Source organism: Methanospirillum lacunae, assembly GCF_003173355.1.
GTDB classification, from domain to species: Archaea; Halobacteriota; Methanomicrobia; order Methanomicrobiales; family Methanospirillaceae; genus Methanospirillum; species Methanospirillum lacunae.
The window spans coordinates 381,757-401,169 of record NZ_QGMY01000007.1 but is presented as its reverse complement, the minus strand read 5'-3'; the positions used below and the strand labels follow the sequence as shown (position 1 = coordinate 401,169).

Annotated in this window: 18 protein-coding genes; 1 reads left to right on the top strand and 17 read right to left on the bottom strand. The window is 48.2% G+C overall.

What is annotated here, in order from left to right; translation table 11 throughout:
- Window positions 1-13 precede the first annotated feature (13 nt).
- From DK846_RS09915 to DK846_RS09835, 17 genes are all read right to left on the bottom strand, one after another.
- A complete protein-coding gene (locus DK846_RS09915) occupies window positions 14-1,294 on the bottom strand; it encodes a tetratricopeptide repeat protein (RefSeq protein WP_109968771.1) in 1,281 nt (426 codons plus the stop codon).
- Window positions 1,295-1,413: 119 nt separating this feature from the next.
- Window positions 1,414-2,439, bottom strand: coding sequence for a uroporphyrinogen decarboxylase/cobalamine-independent methonine synthase family protein (locus DK846_RS09910; protein ID WP_109968770.1), 1,026 nt, complete (start codon window positions 2,437-2,439; stop codon window positions 1,414-1,416).
- Window positions 2,439-4,346, bottom strand: a complete 1,908-nt coding sequence (locus DK846_RS09905; protein ID WP_109968769.1) for an ASKHA domain-containing protein — start codon at window positions 4,344-4,346, stop codon at window positions 2,439-2,441. Before DK846_RS09905 ends, DK846_RS09910 begins: the two co-directional genes overlap by 1 nt.
- A gap of 3 nt (window positions 4,347-4,349) precedes the next feature.
- Complete coding sequence (acsC, locus tag DK846_RS09900; RefSeq protein ID WP_109968768.1) at window positions 4,350-5,675, bottom strand: acetyl-CoA decarbonylase/synthase complex subunit gamma; 1,326 nt, start codon at window positions 5,673-5,675, stop codon at window positions 4,350-4,352.
- Window positions 5,675-6,604 carry an acetyl-CoA decarbonylase/synthase complex subunit delta gene (locus tag DK846_RS09895; RefSeq protein ID WP_109968767.1) on the bottom strand — a complete coding sequence of 310 codons (930 nt, stop codon included), beginning with the start codon at window positions 6,602-6,604 and terminating at the stop codon, window positions 5,675-5,677. Before DK846_RS09895 ends, acsC begins: the two co-directional genes overlap by 1 nt.
- A gap of 9 nt (window positions 6,605-6,613) precedes the next feature.
- Window positions 6,614-8,635: an acetyl-CoA decarbonylase/synthase complex subunit alpha/beta gene (gene acsB, locus DK846_RS09890; protein WP_109968766.1), complete on the bottom strand. Its 2,022-nt coding sequence runs from the start codon at window positions 8,633-8,635 to the stop codon at window positions 6,614-6,616.
- 60 nt (window positions 8,636-8,695) lie between these two features.
- Window positions 8,696-9,232: a hydrogenase 3 maturation endopeptidase HyCI gene (locus tag DK846_RS09885; protein ID WP_146201196.1), complete on the bottom strand. Its 537-nt coding sequence runs from the start codon at window positions 9,230-9,232 to the stop codon at window positions 8,696-8,698.
- 26 nt (window positions 9,233-9,258) lie between these two features.
- Complete coding sequence (locus DK846_RS09880; RefSeq protein WP_109968764.1) at window positions 9,259-10,728, bottom strand: complex I subunit 5 family protein; 1,470 nt, start codon at window positions 10,726-10,728, stop codon at window positions 9,259-9,261.
- Window positions 10,729-10,743: 15 nt separating this feature from the next.
- A complete protein-coding gene (locus DK846_RS09875; protein WP_109968763.1) occupies window positions 10,744-11,163 on the bottom strand; it encodes an NADH-quinone oxidoreductase subunit B family protein in 420 nt (139 codons plus the stop codon).
- A complete protein-coding gene (locus DK846_RS09870; RefSeq protein WP_109968762.1) occupies window positions 11,160-11,849 on the bottom strand; it encodes an NADH-quinone oxidoreductase subunit I in 690 nt (229 codons plus the stop codon). Before DK846_RS09870 ends, DK846_RS09875 begins: the two co-directional genes overlap by 4 nt.
- The gene (locus tag DK846_RS09865; RefSeq protein WP_109968761.1) at window positions 11,846-12,775 is read right to left on the bottom strand and encodes a respiratory chain complex I subunit 1 family protein; all 930 of its coding nucleotides are present in this window, start codon (window positions 12,773-12,775) and stop codon (window positions 11,846-11,848) included. The genes DK846_RS09870 and DK846_RS09865 overlap by 4 nt, the downstream gene beginning before the upstream one ends.
- Complete coding sequence (locus DK846_RS09860; protein WP_219970684.1) at window positions 12,772-14,352, bottom strand: NADH-quinone oxidoreductase subunit D-related protein; 1,581 nt, start codon at window positions 14,350-14,352, stop codon at window positions 12,772-12,774. The genes DK846_RS09865 and DK846_RS09860 overlap by 4 nt, the downstream gene beginning before the upstream one ends.
- Entirely contained in the window at window positions 14,345-14,626 is a 282-nt protein-coding gene (locus DK846_RS09855; protein ID WP_109968760.1) for a hypothetical protein, read from the bottom strand. Before DK846_RS09855 ends, DK846_RS09860 begins: the two co-directional genes overlap by 8 nt.
- Window positions 14,623-15,540, bottom strand: coding sequence for a CoB--CoM heterodisulfide reductase iron-sulfur subunit B family protein (locus DK846_RS09850; protein ID WP_109968759.1), 918 nt, complete (start codon window positions 15,538-15,540; stop codon window positions 14,623-14,625). Before DK846_RS09850 ends, DK846_RS09855 begins: the two co-directional genes overlap by 4 nt.
- Complete coding sequence (locus DK846_RS09845; RefSeq protein ID WP_109968758.1) at window positions 15,541-15,810, bottom strand: hdrC-like protein; 270 nt, start codon at window positions 15,808-15,810, stop codon at window positions 15,541-15,543.
- Between the two features lie 18 nt (window positions 15,811-15,828).
- Entirely contained in the window at window positions 15,829-16,296 is a 468-nt protein-coding gene (locus tag DK846_RS09840; RefSeq protein ID WP_219970682.1) for a 4Fe-4S dicluster domain-containing protein, read from the bottom strand.
- A gap of 188 nt (window positions 16,297-16,484) precedes the next feature.
- Window positions 16,485-18,533 (bottom strand): sodium-translocating pyrophosphatase, encoded by a 2,049-nt coding sequence (locus DK846_RS09835; protein WP_109968757.1) that lies wholly within the window; start codon window positions 18,531-18,533, stop codon window positions 16,485-16,487.
- A gap of 480 nt (window positions 18,534-19,013) precedes the next feature.
- On the opposite strand from DK846_RS09835, the gene DK846_RS09830 reads away from it, so the two are divergent.
- Window positions 19,014-19,412 (top strand): GerW family sporulation protein, encoded by a 399-nt coding sequence (locus tag DK846_RS09830; RefSeq protein WP_109968836.1) that lies wholly within the window; start codon window positions 19,014-19,016, stop codon window positions 19,410-19,412.
- Window position 19,413 lies beyond the last annotated feature (1 nt).

Genomic DNA, 19,413 nt, shown 5'->3' with positions numbered 1-19,413 from the left:
TTATGCAAAGATTTCATTCATGGCTTGAGGTGGTGTTTGCTGCCTCTTCTTTGAGATACCAGTCAACAAGAACTTTGTCAGCCTTTTCTTCCCAGGCGATGAGTTCTTTGTTTTTTGGATAATATGTAAAAGCTTCGGCGATAGCAGAGGCTGCTTCCGGGTACCGCTCCAGCGACATGAGAACCTCGCTGTATCCCTTCCATGCTCGTCCGGAGGACCCATCGATCCTGATAGAACGCTGATAGAGATCTTCAGCTTTGATATCCAGTCCCTGTAGATGGTATGCTTCTGCAAGATGGGAGAGTACCTCTGGATCTTTAGGGAAGTATTCAGCTGCCTGCTCAAAGTAATCAGTTGCCTCTTTTACATTTCCTTCAGAAAGCAGGATACACCCTAGTGTATCCATGGCTCCCGGATTTCCAGGATGCTGTCTGAGGACCTCCTCAGCGAGAATGCGACCTTCACTTCCATGCCCACTCAGATAAAGAGCATACGCTTTTGCATTGAGAAGCTGCGGATCATCAGGCTTTACTGCAAGCGGATGTTCAAGTGCTTCGATTGCTTCATCATATCTGCCAAGCCGGCTGTTCAGGTACGCAATAGTCACCCAGGTACCTGGATCACTCTGGTTGAGAAACGCTGCAGAATTAGCAAAATCCAGGGCCTCTTCGTACATTCCCAGGGATGTTACTGCATCTGCAAGATAGATCGAAGGATCAGGATCATGTGGAAGGGCCAGATACGATTCTTCAAGGTAAGGAAGAGATGCACTCACATTCCCTTTCTTGATCAGGATGGTTCCCATGAGGAGAGAAAGACGGGGATCAAGAGGCCCATTGGCTTCCATATTTCTGATAAGTGAGGCTGCTTCTTCACTTTGATCCAGGGCGATAAGTGCGGTTGATCGTATTCGCACCTCTTCGGTTCGATTCAGATCTGTTGTATTGTTCAGGATATTCAGGGCCTCTTTTGGATTCCCAGTTTTAACCGCTGCTTCAGCCCGAAGAATAGAGACCTCCCCTGTATCTAATGAGGTAAGATTGAACCGGTTAATCCCGTTCATAACTTCGTCCCACCTGGAGAGAGCTGCAAGAGATCTGAGTCTCCCCATCACAGCATCCTGATCGTTTGGATTGGTAGAGAGGGCTTCGTCATACCACCGGATCGCACGCTCGTACTCCCCATTATTATAGGCATCATCTGCCTGGGAGAGAGGATCAACTACCGCCTGAACCAGAAACGGAGTGATTAAGATGAACAGAAGTACTGCAGTGAAGAGGGGACGACTTATCATAACCTGAGAAGATCTCAGGGTGCGGATGAGAAAGGATTTCCGGCCCTTAGAACCGGACGTAAAGAGGCAACTCTGATAATGGATATCTGACCTGAGAATAAGGTGTAATACCGGATGCGTTATAGACTCCGTGCACGCTTTGAGATCTCAGCAACGGTTTCCATGATCCTGATAGCACCCGGTACATCAGCAAGACGTAGACCGCAGCTCGGGGTGATAACAGCCTGTATATCAAAGAGTGCTTTCCCAACCACGGGTTCAAGCTCGTTTCTGATCGAGAGGTACCGTTGCCAGAGAGATTCAGTCGTCTCCAGGTTGAACTTATCGAGTTCAGCAGGAACAATTCCCCAGGCAATGATTCCTCCAGATTCAAGATACGATCTGATCTGGTTACGGTAGAGAAGGAATTCCCTGGCAGTACCGTATGCATCAAGCGAGATGACTGCCGGTTTAAAGGACATGAGGAGCCCCCAGTCAGTGTTTGAACAACAGTGAACACCGATGCCGCCTTCGATGAGAGAGCCGATATCCTCAAAGACTGATGCAATCATCTCCGGGGTGAGCTGCATTACTGACGATCCAAGGGCAGCGAGGTACGGTTCGTCAATAACCACCAGTGTCTGCCGGGCACCGGTCTTTTGCATCAGCACCTCATACCACCGTGCCCGCAGAGCCAGCATCTTGGTGAGCATGTCAAAGTACTGGCCATCATATGCAAGCGGACGGCGATCCTGATCAGAGATGGTAAGCCCGAATGTAACCGGACCCGTAATCTGACATTTGACACACCAGACCTGTGAGAGATCACGGTTAGCCATCTCAAAGTAACCAGCTGCGTACCCGGGTGATGCAGCGTACCGATCAACATTCTGCTCCATGAAATCAAGGTACACCCGCTCCATCTCAAGCGAGAAATCCAGGGATCGATCCACATAGAGCTTGTTTCCTTGAACGACCCTGCCTGGCAAAAACTCTGAGTCGTGCCAGATGATTGCTTCAAACGGGGAGATGTTCGGAAGGGTCGGGGCGTATGGCATTGAGGGACAGAGCCTGAGAATATCATCAACAGCCTGGACAGGATCTGTATGAGGAAGGGAACCGACTCCTGATGCGATGCTGCATGGAGACTTCAAAAAATCTGCCATTATTTAGCCTCTACACGGAGACGACAGAGCTCAAGGCTCTTCTCAACCATGGGGAAGAGCGTGAGATCGGTGTGGGGCAGAAATGTCCCCTTTGTGTATTCATCCATGAAAGTCGGTTCTGCATTGAGCTCGACATACCCTATCCGGTATGCGATGTCGTCAACAAATTTTCGCATCTTCCTGTTGATCAAAGCGATATTGGCCCCTTCTGCTGCCCCATTTCCAAGGTTGATGATTCGATCTACCGGCACTTCGGGAATCAGCCCGACAGTAATCGCATTATCCTTGTTGATGTAGTTCCCAAACCCACCTGCAAAGTAAAGGTTCTTGATATCCTCCCGGGTTATTCCAGCCTGGTTCATCAGGATAATACATGCAGCAAGCGTTGAGGCTTTGCTCATAATCAGGTTCTTGATGTCATTCTCTGTCACCACGATATCTTTCCCGATACCGGTTTCGTCCTTCCAGGCAAGCACAAATTCAGGGAAGTATTCACCCTGACGTATGCGGGGATGGCTGATGGTGGTGTTGATCCTCCCGGTCCTGTCAATTACACAGGACCGCAGGAGTTCTGCCAACACATCAATAAGTCCTGAACCGCAGATGCCCACTGGTTTCTTTCCGTTGATAGTCTCGCACCTCAGATCAAGGGTTGCAGGATCAATCGATACCTTCTCTATAGCTCCGGGATTTGCCCTCATCCCAAAGAGAACCTCTCCACCCTCAAGTGCCGGGCCTGCTGCTCCTGCACAGGCAAACATCCACTCGTTGTTGCCAAGTACAACCTCAAAGTTAGTGCCGATATCTATCAGCAGGGAGATATCAGGACTCTCTGCCATCCCTGATGCCACAATATCAGCTACAATATCCCCGCCGATGAAGTCGCTGACAGCAGGGAAGATGAAAACACTGCCTTCAGGTTTTATCGAAAGACCGACCCGTCCGGCTGAAGCAGTAAGTGAACGTCTGACCACCGGAACATATGGCTCCTCGATCATGTATGAGGGATCGATCGCAAGGAGCATGTGGGTCATGATGGTGTTTCCCGCAATCACAACCTCGCAGATGTCGTCTCTGTCGACTCCGGCATTGTTCGCTGCCAGGGTTATTGCAGCGTTTATTGAGTCAACCGCCAGTTCCTGGAGCCGTCCAAGTCCTTTCCTCTTACTGTAGTTTACCCGCGAGAGGATGTCCTCACCACAGGAGATCTGCTTGTTATAGGCAGAGCCAACACCGATCACCTGGCCGGTATTAAGATCGCGAAGAAACGCAACCACAGTGGTGGTTCCGAGATCCACAGCAGCCCCATACAACTGGCTGGAAGTATCACCCTTCTCGATCTCGATCATCCTATATCCTGCAGGGAGCCTGGCGATCGTTGCAGTGACCTTCCATCCGCTGTCCCTGAGCATTGAGGGAATTACCCGGAGAATCTCCAGCGGCACATAGACCTGTTTACTTGTTGGACCATCTAAACCGGATATTGCATCTAAAAGCCGGTAGAGATCAGAGGTTGGTGTGGCAAGGGTCGGAGGTTGGACCTGCACGTAATATTTCCTGATTGACGGGTTGAGCACAGTCTCCTGACCCATCACATTCATGAGAATCTGCTGACTCTGGATCAGTGTCCGTTCAGGGACCATGATCTGACAGTCATCCTCCGGATATGCTTCGCACGAGAGGATAGCCCCGGCATCTCTCTCTTCCTGGCTGAAGAACTCCCTAAACCGTTCAGTGTCAAATCTGATTCTACCTGACTTGTGGAACATTACGCACTTTCCACACTTTCCTACACCGCCACAGACTGCATTGATGGCAAGGCCGGCTTTCTGGGCCGCAGTCATGAGAGAGTCGGATGTAGATACTTCTACTTTCCTGAACCCTGGAAGAAAGGTAACGATAGGCATCGGTTACTTCAGCTCCTCCTCGATGAACGATGCTATCTCTGCCGCATCACGGGGACCGACGATGACTTTCCACCCGGTATACTCCTCTATCCTTCCAGATAGCGGGGATGCATACCCAGGGATGATGATGGTCTTGTTGTTCACTTCGTCTGCAACCGCAAACTTTTCAATCGCATCCTTGACAACCGACTCACTCAGTTTCCCGGCTGCAACCGCGGTCAGAACCGACATTCCCTCTGTGTCTACGATCAGGAGCCAGCAGGAACGACGGGTTGATTCAAGATATCCCTGCAGAGTGAAGTAGGTAAGAGAGAAGTTGACAGTAAGGAAAACCGGATCATCACGTCCCGGTGTTCCAACCCGGTAGAGCCCGGGTGTCATCTGGATAGGTTTCTGCGGATCTGTGTAGATGTTCTGTCGCATCACAAGAGCAGCCTGCATCTCGGTCCGGGAGAGTGGGTTAACAACAATTACAGAGGCAAACTTCACAATCCCGGTAATAAGGCCGGAGAAACCGGTTGTCCGTGCGTCAAGAAACACCGGGTAGCCAAGACCCGGGACAGATCTAGCTAGGGCTGTCTGGCGAACAAGAGTTGAGGTCCTGACAAACTCTCCTTCAGTTCCAGAGAGATCCAACATCATCTGGGTGACACCAAGCCCGGTACACCGGGTTACATTAGCTGCTAACCTCTGCAGGTCGCTCCCGGAGACCACAAGCGGAGCCCCATACTTCTTTGCTAATGAACAGAACTCTTCGATGTTCTTATCTCCTGCCCCCCTGATGAGCGGAAGGTAATTGCCGCAGACTGCAAGACCTGCTTCCATGATCGCAGGTTCAGAAGCCATCAAAACCAGGGGGAGATCAGGGTTTCCGGACACCACCGTTGAAATAGCCGCGACAAACCGCTCAGATGAACCGGAATCAGCCGATATTGCAATCCCGTTCAGCAGAAGGTCAATGCCAATCCTCGTTACCTTACATCCCCTGACCTGGGAGATAACCTCCCTTATCCGGTCGTCTGATTCGGTGTCAGATACGGCATACAATATTCCAGGCTGATGATAGAACGTCTTTTCGTGCCGGTAGAATACAAACTCATCACCGACTGTGAACGAGAGGGTTCCCATGCCAACCGTCACTTTCTGGATCGGTGGCCGGGTCGAGGCACCAAGGATGTTCTTCGCCTCTTCGTCAAGGTAGGGACAGAGATCAGGTTCGGCTTTTCCCTGAGCCAGTTTCATTGCAAAGGTGAGGCATGTCGGATCCCCGCACTCTTTACAATTCTTTTTGGGGAGTAGTTTGTAGATGTCAAGGGCCTTGAGTGCCATCAAAACACCTCCGGATTCCAAAGCGAATCTATCGCTTTTCTGAGCTGGGTAAGAGAGCCCGGATGCCTGACAACCAGGATTGTTGCTCCGGCAAGGGCAGCAGCAACTGAGGTTGCCACCTCCCATGAGACCGCTGTTTCATGGTTATGTACAGCTCCCCTGATCTCTTTGATGGTCAGAGTATCTGACGGAGCACAGATCATTGGCATAGCAAGATCTGCATCTCCCTTCAGGGCTGCAAACCTGATCCGTTCCATGGTTGAATAGGTATACTCGAACCCGTATCCAAGTGCCCCGGTGTAGGGATCGATGATGACCCGATCATCAGGAACACCGGCCTCCCTGAGCAGGATGTTGAGTTGTTTTGCAAGATTCACATCTATCGGTGACTGGGCGATGACCGAATGACCATATGCTATTGCTGCTGCTGCAACACTCCGATACCTGGCAGCCTCTGCAGTTCCAAGCACAAGCCTCTCTTTTTCCCCTGCTTCACCACACCGCTGGAATACTTCTGAGTCAATCTCTGCATCTGCACTCCCTTCGATGATCAGGGGAAGACTCGTTGCAGCAAGAATCGCAGTGACCGTTTTTCCCACAGAGTCGTATGCGTCAAAATTTCTTCTCCGTGTTGAGGTGAGATTGAGCCTTATAAGGTCTGCCTGAAGGGTAGTGTCCACGTATGAAGCCCAGGCAGGAGGATTGTCAATCAGTTTTGTGCAGGCACTCCTGACAACATCTGGCCAGAGGGCAGGATCATCACAGATCTCAAAGGCAATGAGGGGTTTTTTTCCCTGACCGATACAGGGGAGATCAGACTCACCACCAATCCGATAGGAGATGCGGCGTGTTCCCCCTTCTGCAGCGGTTGCACCGATTACTACCTCGCGGATCGATGCAGTCCAACCGGGTGTGTATGATATCATCATTATTTGCACCTACAGCAGCGGGGCCATCGATAATGCGGGATGATCAACCGAGGTTAGGAAAGAAAGCAGTCCCTCTATATCAGTTGCAATGGTTTCGTCAGCGATCTTTTCATAGAGACCGGAGAGTCCTGCTGAATCTATCTTTTCCCGAAGTTTCTTCTCAAGTTCTTCCTTAACAACCAAGGGCATCCAGACGATCCTGGCAAGACCGCCTTCTGCCTGGATAAACCGATCAGACAAGATATATCCTTTCGATATCCCGATAAATCCGGGTGTTTGTGCCCCCCCACCTATTGTCCCGGCAAGGGTTGAAAAGGTCATACCAGAGGGGGTCTCACCTTTGTACTCCCTGCTCACGATCATGATCCCGTTTGTCTCAGGCAGAATCATGGCCACTGCTTCAAAACAACCACAGCAGGTCATAGGGGCGTCCATGATGCTGTACAGGACGCAACGCTCGACCTCCCCGTGGGATGCCTGCCTGACAAACCGGTTCACTCCTTCGTACTCTCCTGCCTCTTCGTTGATCAAAGTACCTTTTTCGATAGGCTGGTTCGCCCCTGAGGGAGACATCTCGTAGGCTGTCTTTCCATCCAGCCAAGTGAGTGCCCCGCAGAGGGCTGGCCGTTCTGGTGTAAGCACACAGACATGGTTCGGAGCAAAGGTCTGGCAGAGTGTGCAGGAGTAATACAGGGTGACATCCTCATCTTTCATCCCGGCTATTCGTTCATCCCGTTCTGAATAGATGAACTCTGCTTCTTTCTGGGCAGCAAGAACCTGATCGCGGTCTGTGAGAATGGTAACCTGTACAGCATCGAGAAGGGTAGGAAAATCCATCCTGAACTTTGCGGCTAATAGTTTCCCAAGATCTGCAATCTTCAGACCCTGTGCCACGGCATCCTCCGAGACCCTGACCCAGATCTGATCTCGCTGAGCCGAGTGCCACGAACCCTCCCCGTAATTGATGAAATTGTGAATCCGGCGTTCAAGAACAGGTTCAAACTCTTTCTTCATCGCCTTACCGGCTACTTCAACGATGATGCCGAGCGGGGCTGCAGACTTCTTTTGGATTGCATCTATCTCCGGGCCGATGACTGTGACCTTCCCGTCTGTAACTTCATGGGCATCTCTTACCCTGAGGAGTTCAAATGCCGGTGAGCGGGTACCTCCAAACTCTGCGTACATCTCCTCTTTCCTGATTGCCTTCCCTTCAAAGGCAGGAGAACAGGCCATTGGAATCGGTATTGAGGTGACCTGGACACGAATTCCTCTCAGTTCCATGCCTGTTTTTACGATCTCTGTAGGGTCAGCCTGAGTCCAGTCCTTTCCTTCATATCCACCCGCATGAATGATTGGAATCCCAAGCACCCGCAGACCGTCAATGAACGCCATCTCCTCGTTTGTCATCCCGGGAAAAGCAATAGCAAACGCTTTGGCCCGCTCTGTTGCATATGCAACAAGACGGTGGGCATCACCCGCTGCAACGCCCCCGAACATCATTGCAACCCTGGCAAGAATGTCTGCAAAATAGACGGCACCAAGGGAGTCTTTCCCAAGAGGAACAAGCCGAAGATCGAGCCCGACCTTCACTCCTGCTGATGTCAGGGATTCTACCACTCCACCGGCAAGGAACGTGAGCATAAGTTTTTCCTGCAGTTCCCTGCATATTGCAGCAGCATAGTCAGCTTTTAATGGGTTTCCGACAATCAGGGCAAGCCCGAGAATGCTCCCGTCTACAAGAGTGTATCCAAGCTTTCTAATCACTGAATCCTCGATAAAACCAGTATACGGGGGGCCGTCAACTGCCCCCCGACATGCAAGCAGGATTTCAGCACCAACAAGGGGACTCTGGTGAGTTGCTTCAAATACCTGTTGTGCTACCTGATTTGAATCAATCCCAGAACCAGAGATTGCATAGGAGATCGGGAGATAGTATGCGGTATCCTGATACCCATGGAATGAAGAAATATCTGCAACCTGCTCTGCAATCTTCTTGATTCCTGATGAAACTGATGTATCAATCTGAACCATGTCTTCTCACACCATAGATTGTTGCAGGACAATTAGTAGGTTGGTATTGCCCTGTCTGGGTTAATCAAAAGAGGGAATAAAACCCGAACTGTGGTTTTCACAACCATTCTTCCCACACAAAAGAGAGATAATTACTTCAGCACACTCCCGGGCCGCCCTGTCAACCGATGGAGAAAGATTGGATGAATATGAAATATGCTCAGGCTGAATCCCCAGAATAAAGATCTCTGCTCCAGTCTCTGAACTCAAATATTCCATGATGATATCAAGTGAAATCTTGTGAGTACCTATTCTGACCAGCGATACCTCTTCAGCCATAATTATCTTTATCTGGCCTGGTTCAGCACCAAAGTCAGCAGCATCCAAAATTACAATGACAGAAGGATTCAGGCGCCTGATTACACCGGTATACTCCTCAAGTGTAACCCCTGCATCAACAGTATGGGGCAGATATTTTTTCAGATGATCAAGAAGAGCAGGGCCAATTCCATCATCCCCTAACATTCGGTTCCCTAACCCGACAAAAACGATCTGCTCTGGATCAATACCACCAATCCGGGAAGTAAGAACTGAATAAAAATCCGGTGATTGAATCATAGAAAAATCATGATTGAGGGGTCTCACTACCCTCTCATCTCAAAGAGAACCTGTGTAATGTACTGCAGGGTACCTGAAACCAGATCGGGAAACAGACCAATGATAATGCATAGCCCTACCATGGTTACAATCGGAATAATCATGTAGAGCGGTGGATCATTCAGTTCCCTCTCCGATTCACGGGGTGTTCCCAGGAATATCAGGTAAAACGCCCGCATCAGTGTGACAAAGATCACGACACTGGTAATCCAGCCAAATATGCTGATGATAGTGAAATGAAGACCCAACAGCGAGAAAACAACAGGGAATCCTGCATCTATGGACCCATCATATATAAGCTCCTTGCTGATGAAACCATTCAGAAACGGCACTCCGGACATGGCTAGCGATGCTATAAGAAATGATATGGCAGTCAGAGGCATGGCTTTTCCAAGCCCGCCCATCTTTTTGATCTGGAGAGTATGCACCTGATACAGGAGTACACCTGAGATCAGGAAGAGACTGCCTTTGAAGAGCATGTGGTTGAGGATGTGAAACAGTGATCCATATATTGCAACAGGGGTCGCGAGCCCAAATCCTACAATAATGTACCCAATCTGGCTGATACTGCTCCATGCGAGAAGACGCTTGATGTGGTAGGAGAAGAGTGCCATAACGCCTCCGAGAACCATGTTCAGAGTCCCAAAGAAGGTAACAATGAACATCAGCATCTCACCGTTAGAAATCAGGAAGAAGGGGTACATCACCTTGACCATGGCAACAACGCTTGCTTTGATGAGTATGCCGGACATCGTTGCACTGATCGCTGCTGGAGCATCAGCATGGGCAGGGGGAAGCCAGATACTTCCCAAGGGGAGCAGTCCTGCTTTGGTTCCAAACCCAAAAAGAAACAGGAGTGCAAGGAGAGTGATATCATCTGACGATAATAAGGAGATATCCATGAACCTGAGGTCCAGTGTTCCGGTACTGCTGAACAGAATGAATGCCCCGTAGATGACAAGGATAACCTCGAAGATACTAATTGCGAGGTAGATGTAGGTAGCCCTGATCGCACGCTTTGTCCTACCAAACAGGATGAGAACTGCACTCGTGACGGTCGCAGCCTCAAGAAGTACCAGCATCACCAGCACATTGTAGGTGCATGCCATACCACACATCATTCCTGCAAGAACAAAGTAAAGGATGAAAAATGTTGAGTCAAAGTGATTGTTTTTGCGATACAGGAATGAATAAACAAGAACCATCGTTCCAAGGAATGCCACCAGAGTTGAGATGAATATCCCGGGAGCATCTAGCACTATTGGACCCACTGCCGCTGGATCAATCCTCCCGCTTTGCAATGCGATGAGGTAGAGAAGATTCATCACAAAGAGAAGAGCCATGAAGCATACGATAAAACTCCGCTGAATTCTCTCAGAGAATCCAAGTAGCAGATAGAGAATAATACCCCCGAGGATCGGGAGCAGAACTGGGACTAGGGCATAATAATCTAACATCTCTTTCCTTCCATGTCAGAACATCCTCATCGCTTTCAGGATCCCATCCACAATTGCTTCCGGTTTTGGCGGACATCCCGGAATCCTCACATCAACAGGGATAATCTTCTCCACAGGACCTGCGATAGAGTAATTCTCATTATCAACAAATACCCCACCTGAACAACCGCAGGCACCCATGGCAACCACTTTTTTGGGTGTTGGAGTCTGGGCATAGATCCTCTCTAAAAACGGTTTTGTGTGAAGAGGAACGGGACCGGTAACAAGCAGAATATCTGCAAACCTCGGAGATGCAACCAGTTTTATCCCAAGACGCTCAAGGTCATACCGGGGGGCAAAACTAGCCAGTATCTCAAGGTCACACCCATTGCATCCCCCGGCATGTGCATGATACACCCAGGGGGATTTCTTGAGAAAGGTGCCTGAAAGACTCATATAAACTTCCTCGGATGAGTGTTCCATTTTACACTGAGTTTCTGCCGGCATGAAATGCATGCAGTCAGATACAACTCAAGATCCTTTCTGACAACCTCGGCTGTTTCAGGTTTCAGATGGGTGAGCATCCGTTCTGCCATCACCTGTAAAAACTTTTCAGTAACAGGCATCTCCTCACCGCAGAACCTGCACTTTTGGAGGGGAAGAAGCGTGTCAACCGTGACACTCTTATCCTCCAGTTTATGAGAAAGACTAATAGCTTTTGCATATTGAACAGATGCAGACAGGTCAAGATCATGATCATGCAGGCACTGTCTGCTCATATCAGAAGTGGCAGCATGCTCAATGGTCCCTGCTGCTCCACTCATATCCTTATCATGATGTACAGTTCCAAAATACAGATCTAACGCACCTTCTGGACAGATATCTGCACATCGTGCACAAAAGATACATCTGAGACTATCGATGGATACAGTCCTCATGCCTTCATGGTCAGTGATGCTTGTTGCCCCGCTTGAGCACCGTTCGTTACATGCCCCGCATCCTGTACATCTAATTACATCACGGCGGGGAAGCCCTCTGGAAAGGTAGGCAATAAAACCGAATGACTCACGGACAGTGACCGGTTTATGAAACAGATTTGAGACCAGCCCGCTAAAAGCCTGTATTTTAGTGGAAAGTTTCATAGTACATACCTCCAGGCTGCTGCCCAGAATACTGCAATAACTGACAGAACCAGCGGGACCCTGAGCAGCCACCAGGTAGCCTGATCAATCCTGAACCTTCCAAACAGGGAATGAACCATAGCGATCATGACAGAGGTAAATCCAACACCTACAAAGAAAACCACCCAGGCACCTAACCCTGATGATGGAACCCAAAGGAAAAGATCAGCAAAAAGTGCGACCAGAACAAAGGCCATCATCTGCTTTGTGATCTCGATTGTACCAAGTAATTTCCCGCTGTATTCAGTAGTGAGACCGCTCACAATCTCTGATTCTGCATCTGAAATGTCAAACGGTTTTATGTGCAGTTTCACGAGGATTGAAAGAAACACAACTACTGCTGCGAATGGGTTGGTTATTAGATTGAAACCCATCATGTCATTCACTGACAGGGAGTCGTATGATATGGCAAGAGCAAATGTCCCAAGAATAAACGGAATCTCATTTGTAAGCATCAGTTCTATCTCCCTGACACCTCCAATTACCGCAAACAGGGAACCACTGGTGATTCCTCCAACAATAACACAGAGAATCTCACCCATGAGCAGGTAAATCAGAACAACCAGGCCAAATGAGTAGTCAAACGAGATCCCGGCAATAGGGACGAATAATGTTGCCAGCACTGCACAGACAAGAGCCATAACCGGCCCTATGATGAACAGTAAGCTCGCTTTTTCCGGAATAAATGTGTCTTTTGAAAAGAGTTTGAGAATATCATAGAGCGGCTGAAAGATCTTTGTCCTGTTGATGTCACGCCAGGCCGGGGGAACCCTGATCACCGGACCTCTTCGTGACTGTATCCGAGCATTGATTTTTCTGAACAAAAATGAGATGAGAATGCCGATAAAAAGAGCTATGAATGGATTTATCCAGAATAACTCCGTCATGATCCTTTACCACCCTGCACTGGAGGTTTTACTGTATTTACCGTTGTTACCCGGTCAGTACATGAAAAACAGGGATCGACACTGCCGATGATTACCGGAACATCACCAATGACACTTCCCTTGATCAGGTTCAGCATGATCCTGACATTTGGAAAGGTGGGAACCCGCAGCCGGACAAAGTCAGGAGTGTTTGTTCCGTTTGAAGCTACATGATAGAGGAGCTCTCCCCTAGGTGGTTCAGTTCTTGAAAATCCTTCACCACAGGGCAGTTCATTCACCTGTGTGACAAGCTCAGATGGGGCTGATCGTATTACATCGCAGCACTGCTCGCAGATATGAAGGGACATGAGGACTTCCCTCATTCTCACCTGCATCCGTGCATAACAGTCTCCCCCATTTTCAGTAACAATATCCCAATCTACCTCCTCATACGCTGCATAGGGGAGGTTCTTCCTGATATCCACGTTAAGGCCACTCCCTCTTGCAATGGGACCAACGGCACCGGATTTTCTGGCTACATCCGGGGTAAGAACGCCGGTTTTATGAAGCCTTCCTGTGAATACGTCATTGGCAAGACACTGCTCAAAGTATTCAGGGACTTCTTTCTTAAGATTCTGAAGTTTTGAGAGGATTACATCGGTATGGACCGGGGTCACATCGTTTCTGATTCCCCCATGGGTGATAATACCATGACTAATCCGCTGGCCTGACATGATCTCAAGGCTGTCAAGGATATCTTCACGGATTCTTATGGCATGCATTAACATAGTCCGAAACCCGGTCAGATCGCCCATGAGACCGATTGCCAGGATGTGACTTTTCATCCGCTCCATCTCACCAAGAAGTGTCCGGACATATCTGGCTTTTTTGGGAACTGTGATATCCCCAATATCCTCTACACACTGGGCAAAGGTGAGAGAGTGATGAACATTACAAAACCCACAGATCCGCTCAGCCAGGAAGAGGTCTTTGTAATAATCACGTCTCTCCATAAGTTTGATGACACTACGATGATTAAAGCCGAGTTTCAGATCTGCATCCTTGACGACCTCATCCTCAACTGACATCTTCAGGTAATTACTCTCTATCAAAGCAGGATGATACGGCCCGTACGGCACTACTGAGAGATGTTTGGTCAGAATATTATCAGAAGGCGGATGAGCAATAGGGCTTGTATTTACTCTCTCACTCTGTGTATCCTCCTGGTGATGGGTACTGGTATACATATCATCCCAGTTGAGGGGAAGCCAGAGATGTCTTGGATCCGGGTGATTCTTCACTTGGACACCCAGAAACTCAATCATCTCCCTCTCTGCCCAGTCTGCAAGAGGGGTGAGTGGTGTTACTGACTCTAAGATCGGCTTTTTCCTGTTGATATATGTCCGGAGAGCAAGATTCCGACTTGGAATTTCATCATCAAATGTGAAGTAATAATCAATCCTGATCCCTGGAACACCCATATCAACTGCAGAGGCATACATCATCCGTGCCCCTTTGTCTAGAAACACAGACACTTCACTGCTGACCTGTTCTGACCCTATCTCAGTGACCTCGAGTGATGGCTTTTTCTCACTCATCACGCACGCTCCCAAATGGCGATTCTAACGTATAGATCTCGTCCTGGTTGAGGTAGATCTCACTTGCACCACAGTTGAAATTCTCATCCACATTCCTGTACTCGGGAATGAGGGTCGGGATTATCACAGAGAAGAAAACATAAAACGAGACTAGCGAAGCCAACTCTACAAACAGGAAGAGAAGTATTGGTGAGCCATTCTGTTCAGGGAGAAATATCGCCCCAATGACGCTAATCACAAGGATTATCATCGAGACGATGAAGTATGGTTTCATCTTCTATCATTCTCCCATTTTGCGATGATCGAGTCAACCGGTGCTGTCCTCAGGTACTTCATTCCAAACGTATCAGGACCGATACCCATCGAGAGTGCAAGGAGTTCGGCAAGATGGATGATAGGGAGATCAAAATCATAATCGATCTCCTTTTTTAGAATCTGGACCGCCCGTTCAAACTGGTCATAGCACCCAGAACATACAATCACAAGAGCGTCCACATTAAGTGCTTTTATCCCGTCAAACTTCCTTTTTGCACGTTCATATGTTGCAAATTTCCTGTCTGCAAGATTTGCCTGCAGACCACAGCACATCTGCTCCTCTTCATACGAGACTACTTCATTAACAAGAGAAGTGGTAAGCTCGGTAAAATACCTGACCAGCCGCCCATCCTCAAAAATCCGCATGTGACAGCCAGGATGAAGGGCAACCCTGATTGGAACCTTTTTTGTCTCACGGCTGATTCGGTCAACCCCTACTTCCTCATACAGGACTTCAAGAAGATGCCTAACCCTGATGGAAGCATTATAATGATTATTGGTTTTTGCCAGGTACTCATTTGTCTCTTTTAACTTCTCAGGGTTCTCTTTGAGGAGCTTGTTTGCCTCATACAGGGTGACATAACAGCCATTACATGAGGCCATGACATCACGACCATCACCTTCTGCCTGGAGAAGGTTGTACGACGCCAATGTAAGCCAGACCCGTTCATCAACAGATATCCATACCCCGGCTCTCGGACAGCAGGTTGCCTTTTTCAGGTATTCTAGATCAATACCAAGTTTTGGCAATGTCTGCATGATAGCAGACTCAGCCCATGGCATCTTAACAGGCATGACACACCCTAAGAAAAACGAATATCTGGATTTTCCAGCAGGTTTGTTGCCTTGTGATGATTCCTGATAGTCTGCCATTTAGTACTGGTACTCCATGGTGTCGAGATCAAGTCCGATCTTTTTATCAACCTTCATGGCCTTGATCAGGGTCTGGATATCCTGAACAGCTTCAGGGTACCCATGAGCCGTGGGCGGAATCGGGCTGAGCCCTGATTTCCGTCTATACTCCATGATCTCTTCATTAATGGGATAGAGAAGGCCGGTTGAGAAATGTCTGATAAGTTGTGTCTTTACCGTCGTTGGAACAGGAACTTTAACCGGACGACGCCAGGGAAAAATATCACTCATTTCTTTCTCCTCCTAAAGTCATCGATTCTCTTCACGGGATACCAGTTGTATAGCCTTGGCTGAGCAGACTTTGATACAACTTGGATCTCCACCACAGAGATCACATTTGGTCATCGCCTTAAGACCCCGCTGCATCTGTGGTACTGATATCGGACATGCCCAGGTACATGATTTGCATCCGATGCATCGCATCTTATCAACTGATACAATCCCGGTCTGATGATCCTTGGATATTGCACTAACCGGACAGGAAGCAAGGCACATGGGATCTGAACAGTGGTGGCAGTGAATACGTACAAATTCATGATCAGGGCCACGAATCACCCTGCACAGTGAGAGATCGTAGTTATAGGTATTAAAATTCCTAAAAGAACATGCAGTCATGCACTGTCTGCATCCGGTACACCGATCAGGATTGTGGAGAATTATCTTTGTATTCATTGGAGCGGGATCGAGATCCGGTGTTTTTAACTGAACACTCTCCATAACAATCAGAATTACTGAAGCATAGTTCTGAGTCAATACACGTGTCTTATGATCAGAAGTGATTGATCATCTTGTTACAAGTATATAACTTCTTTCAGTATTAGGACAGAGAGAAGAAAACAGTTTTCATTCGCAATTTTCACAGATGACCGGGATTCACATAGTGAACTGAATTAACTTAAAAAAGATTAGATGTAAAGTGCTGCTAGTACCAGAGAGGTAGTTGCAAGCAGTTTTACCAGCACGTGAAGTGAAGGACCGGCGGTATCCTTGAATGGATCTCCGACAGTGTCTCCAACGATTGCTGCCTTGTGGGCTTCGGTTCCTTTTCCACCATATGCACCACTCTCAATGAACTTCTTCACGTTATCCCAGGCTCCTCCACCATTATTGAGGACCAGAGCCATCAGCAGACCGGTGATAGTTCCAACCATCAGGAATGCAGCCATGGCTTCATACTTGAGGAGGATACCGATACAGATTGGGAAGAGAACTGCCAGCAGGCCTGGGAGAATCATATTCTTGAGGGCACCGCGGGTAGTGATATCCACACACCGGGCATAGTCCGGCTTGTCAATTCCCTCCAGAATCTTCTTCTCTTTAAACTGTCTGCGGACTTCTTCAATTACATACTGTGCAGTCAGCGATACACCGCGGATTGCAAATGAAGCAAAGAGGAAGACCAGCATAGCACCAAGGAGCCCACCAACAAATACATCCACCTTTGCCATGTTGACTACAGAGAATACATGACCGGTGAGGGTTGAGACTTCGGTCATGTAGGCGCTGAAGAGCAGGAATGCAGAGAGGGCTGCACTGCCGACTGCGTATCCCTTAGTCAGAGCCTTGGTGGTGTTTCCTGCAGAGTCGAGCTTTGCGACATTGCGCTGAGCATTTTCTGAGGATTCACTCATCTCAACAATACCGCCGGCATTGTCTACGATGGGGCCGAATGTATCCATGGCCAGGATGTATGCACAGGGTGCAAGCATACCCATTGTGGCAATAGCAGTTCCATAAAGACCACCAGACTGAACACCTGACATCTCACCTAGTCTGTATGAGATGATCAGGGCCAGACCGATAGATATTGAGGCTAATGCAGTTGTTTCAAAGGCAACATTCATGCCAGAGATGATATTCATCGCCGGTCCACCGGTTGAAGCCTTTGCGATCTCCTGAACAGGTCTGAAGCGGTGATCTGTGTAATAGAGAGTAATATTCAGGAAGACGATGGAAAGGGCCAGCCCTACCAGTCCTGCATAGAAGAACCAGATATTGTTCAGCAGGTACATAACAGCGAAATAGAAGAATATCGCTGAAACGATTGCGGTAATATAATATCCCTTGTTCAGAGCATGCATCGGGTCTTCATGCTGGGCATCTTTCTCAGTGACTGAGAAGATACCAATAACAGTTGCAATAAGACCAAGCGCTCCGATGATAAGCGGGAAGAGAATTCCTGATACCCCAAACACCGGGAACAGGGCAACACCAAGAATCATTGCACCGATGTTCTCTGCAGATGTTGACTCAAAGAGATCAGCACCACGACCTGCACAGTCACCAACGTTGTCGCCGACAAGGTCAGCAATAACTGCCGGATTTCGTGGGTCATCCTCAGGAATTCCTGCTTCAAACTTACCAACGAGATCTGCACCAACATCTGCTGCCTTGGTGTATATTCCACCACCAAGCTGGGCGAAGAGTGCAATGAAGGATGCACCAAACCCGAACCCTACGATGAGGAACGGGGTTTCCTCCGGATTTGCACCAAAGAGGGTGAAAATGACAGAGATACCAATCAGTGAGAGAGCAATGATTGTGAGCCCTGAAACTGCCCCACCGCGAAGTGCCACAACAAGTGACCGGGCCGGGTTTTTCTCAGCTGCTGCTGCTGATACCAGGTTTGTTCTTACAGAGGTGAACATCCCGATAATTCCGGAAAGAGCACTCAGAAACGCACCCAGAATAAAGGATGCAGCAGTGTGCCATGCCTGATCTGGTTTTCCTACAAGAGTAAAAACCACAAAAATTATGGCTGCTACAATAATTGCAATAATGGCAATAGTCGTATACTGTCGCTTCACGAAGGCGTGTGCACCTTCACTGATAGCAGCAGCGACCTCCTGCATCTTGACGCTGCCTTTATCAGCAGACTTGATCTGGCGGACAAAGAAGGCTGCCACACCAAGAGCAAGAACTGCGATCACAAAAATAAAAGGGATGATCAACATAGTTCATACTCAAGTCATTATAGTTCGTTATAAATTCTGCCCATGCAGAATTACCTGGTTACGCCCAGTACAGGCTTTTTTTCAGCAGAATAGGCTTGACCGTTCGATTTAATATTTCTGGGCACGCGGATAGATCTCTTCAATTATATCCTTTCCCCTGCGCTATGAGAGACGGGCGTCATATCTACACGAATTTTTACTATCAAAACCATTCTGATTATTCATCACATCCGTAGATTTATGGGTTCTTATTGTCTGAATCCGAGAAAATTTACCCTTCAAAGTTATCGCGCCGATATATCGAAAATCTATATTTCAACAAAATTCTGTCTCAAGGAAATCAAACGAGAATGAATCCTACTAAAGCCCAATTGATTCTTCAATTACTAATAATTTAAAGGAAATGGCTGAAATAATTAGATGGCCTCATGGATTCAGGAATCTATTAATAATCTCACGATGCATCCCCTTCAGATACATATGACGACAGAAGAGATGCTCAAAGAGACAGCAGGGCAACTCCATGAGATCATTAATGCAAAAAATGTCATGGGTGAAGCGATTGATCTCGGCAACCGGATGATCATCCCGGTGACCAAGTTTGGAATCGGGTTTGGTGCAGGAGGGGGATTTGGTGATAAGGGAAACACAAGCGCCGGAGGAGCAGGAGGAGGTATTGAACCCGTTGCGGTTATCATTACTGACAAAACCATCAGCGGTGTTGAGGGAATTCAGATTGTATCACTCAAAAATAATAATCCAATTGCCCAGGTAATTACCTCACTCAGTGAGACTCTGGTTCCACAGGTGATTGATTTCATCAAAAAGAAGGATACAGCCGAGAAACCTTCACAGCAGGAGTCAGAACCTTCAACATAGC

Excerpts from the sequence above, each read along its gene's own strand:
- acsC (WP_109968768.1), bottom strand. The coding sequence starts at position 5,675 with ATGGCACTCAAGGCCCTTGACATCTACAAACTACTCCCCAAAAAGAAT.
- DK846_RS09835 (WP_109968757.1), bottom strand. The coding sequence starts at position 18,533 with ATGTTGATCATCCCTTTTATTTTTGTGATCGCAGTTCTTGCTCTTGGT.
- DK846_RS09845 (WP_109968758.1), bottom strand. The coding sequence starts at position 15,810 with ATGAGTGATATTTTTCCCTGGCGTCGTCCGGTTAAAGTTCCTGTTCCA.
- DK846_RS09830 (WP_109968836.1), top strand. The coding sequence starts at position 19,014 with ATGACGACAGAAGAGATGCTCAAAGAGACAGCAGGGCAACTCCATGAG.
- DK846_RS09865 (WP_109968761.1), bottom strand. The coding sequence starts at position 12,775 with ATGACGGAGTTATTCTGGATAAATCCATTCATAGCTCTTTTTATCGGC.
- DK846_RS09910 (WP_109968770.1), bottom strand. The coding sequence starts at position 2,439 with ATGGCAGATTTTTTGAAGTCTCCATGCAGCATCGCATCAGGAGTCGGT.
- DK846_RS09905 (WP_109968769.1), bottom strand. The coding sequence starts at position 4,346 with ATGCCTATCGTTACCTTTCTTCCAGGGTTCAGGAAAGTAGAAGTATCT.
- DK846_RS09850 (WP_109968759.1), bottom strand. The coding sequence starts at position 15,540 with ATGGCAGACTATCAGGAATCATCACAAGGCAACAAACCTGCTGGAAAA.
- DK846_RS09885 (WP_146201196.1), bottom strand. The coding sequence starts at position 9,232 with ATGATTCAATCACCGGATTTTTATTCAGTTCTTACTTCCCGGATTGGT.
- DK846_RS09870 (WP_109968762.1), bottom strand. The coding sequence starts at position 11,849 with ATGAAACTTTCCACTAAAATACAGGCTTTTAGCGGGCTGGTCTCAAAT.
- DK846_RS09840 (WP_219970682.1), bottom strand. The coding sequence starts at position 16,296 with ATGGAGAGTGTTCAGTTAAAAACACCGGATCTCGATCCCGCTCCAATG.
- DK846_RS09860 (WP_219970684.1), bottom strand. The coding sequence starts at position 14,352 with ATGAGTGAGAAAAAGCCATCACTCGAGGTCACTGAGATAGGGTCAGAA.
- acsB (WP_109968766.1), bottom strand. The coding sequence starts at position 8,635 with ATGGTTCAGATTGATACATCAGTTTCATCAGGAATCAAGAAGATTGCA.
- DK846_RS09895 (WP_109968767.1), bottom strand. The coding sequence starts at position 6,604 with ATGATGATATCATACACACCCGGTTGGACTGCATCGATCCGCGAGGTA.
- DK846_RS09915 (WP_109968771.1), bottom strand. The coding sequence starts at position 1,294 with ATGATAAGTCGTCCCCTCTTCACTGCAGTACTTCTGTTCATCTTAATC.
- DK846_RS09855 (WP_109968760.1), bottom strand. The coding sequence starts at position 14,626 with ATGAAACCATACTTCATCGTCTCGATGATAATCCTTGTGATTAGCGTC.
- DK846_RS09875 (WP_109968763.1), bottom strand. The coding sequence starts at position 11,163 with ATGAGTCTTTCAGGCACCTTTCTCAAGAAATCCCCCTGGGTGTATCAT.
- DK846_RS09880 (WP_109968764.1), bottom strand. The coding sequence starts at position 10,728 with ATGTTAGATTATTATGCCCTAGTCCCAGTTCTGCTCCCGATCCTCGGG.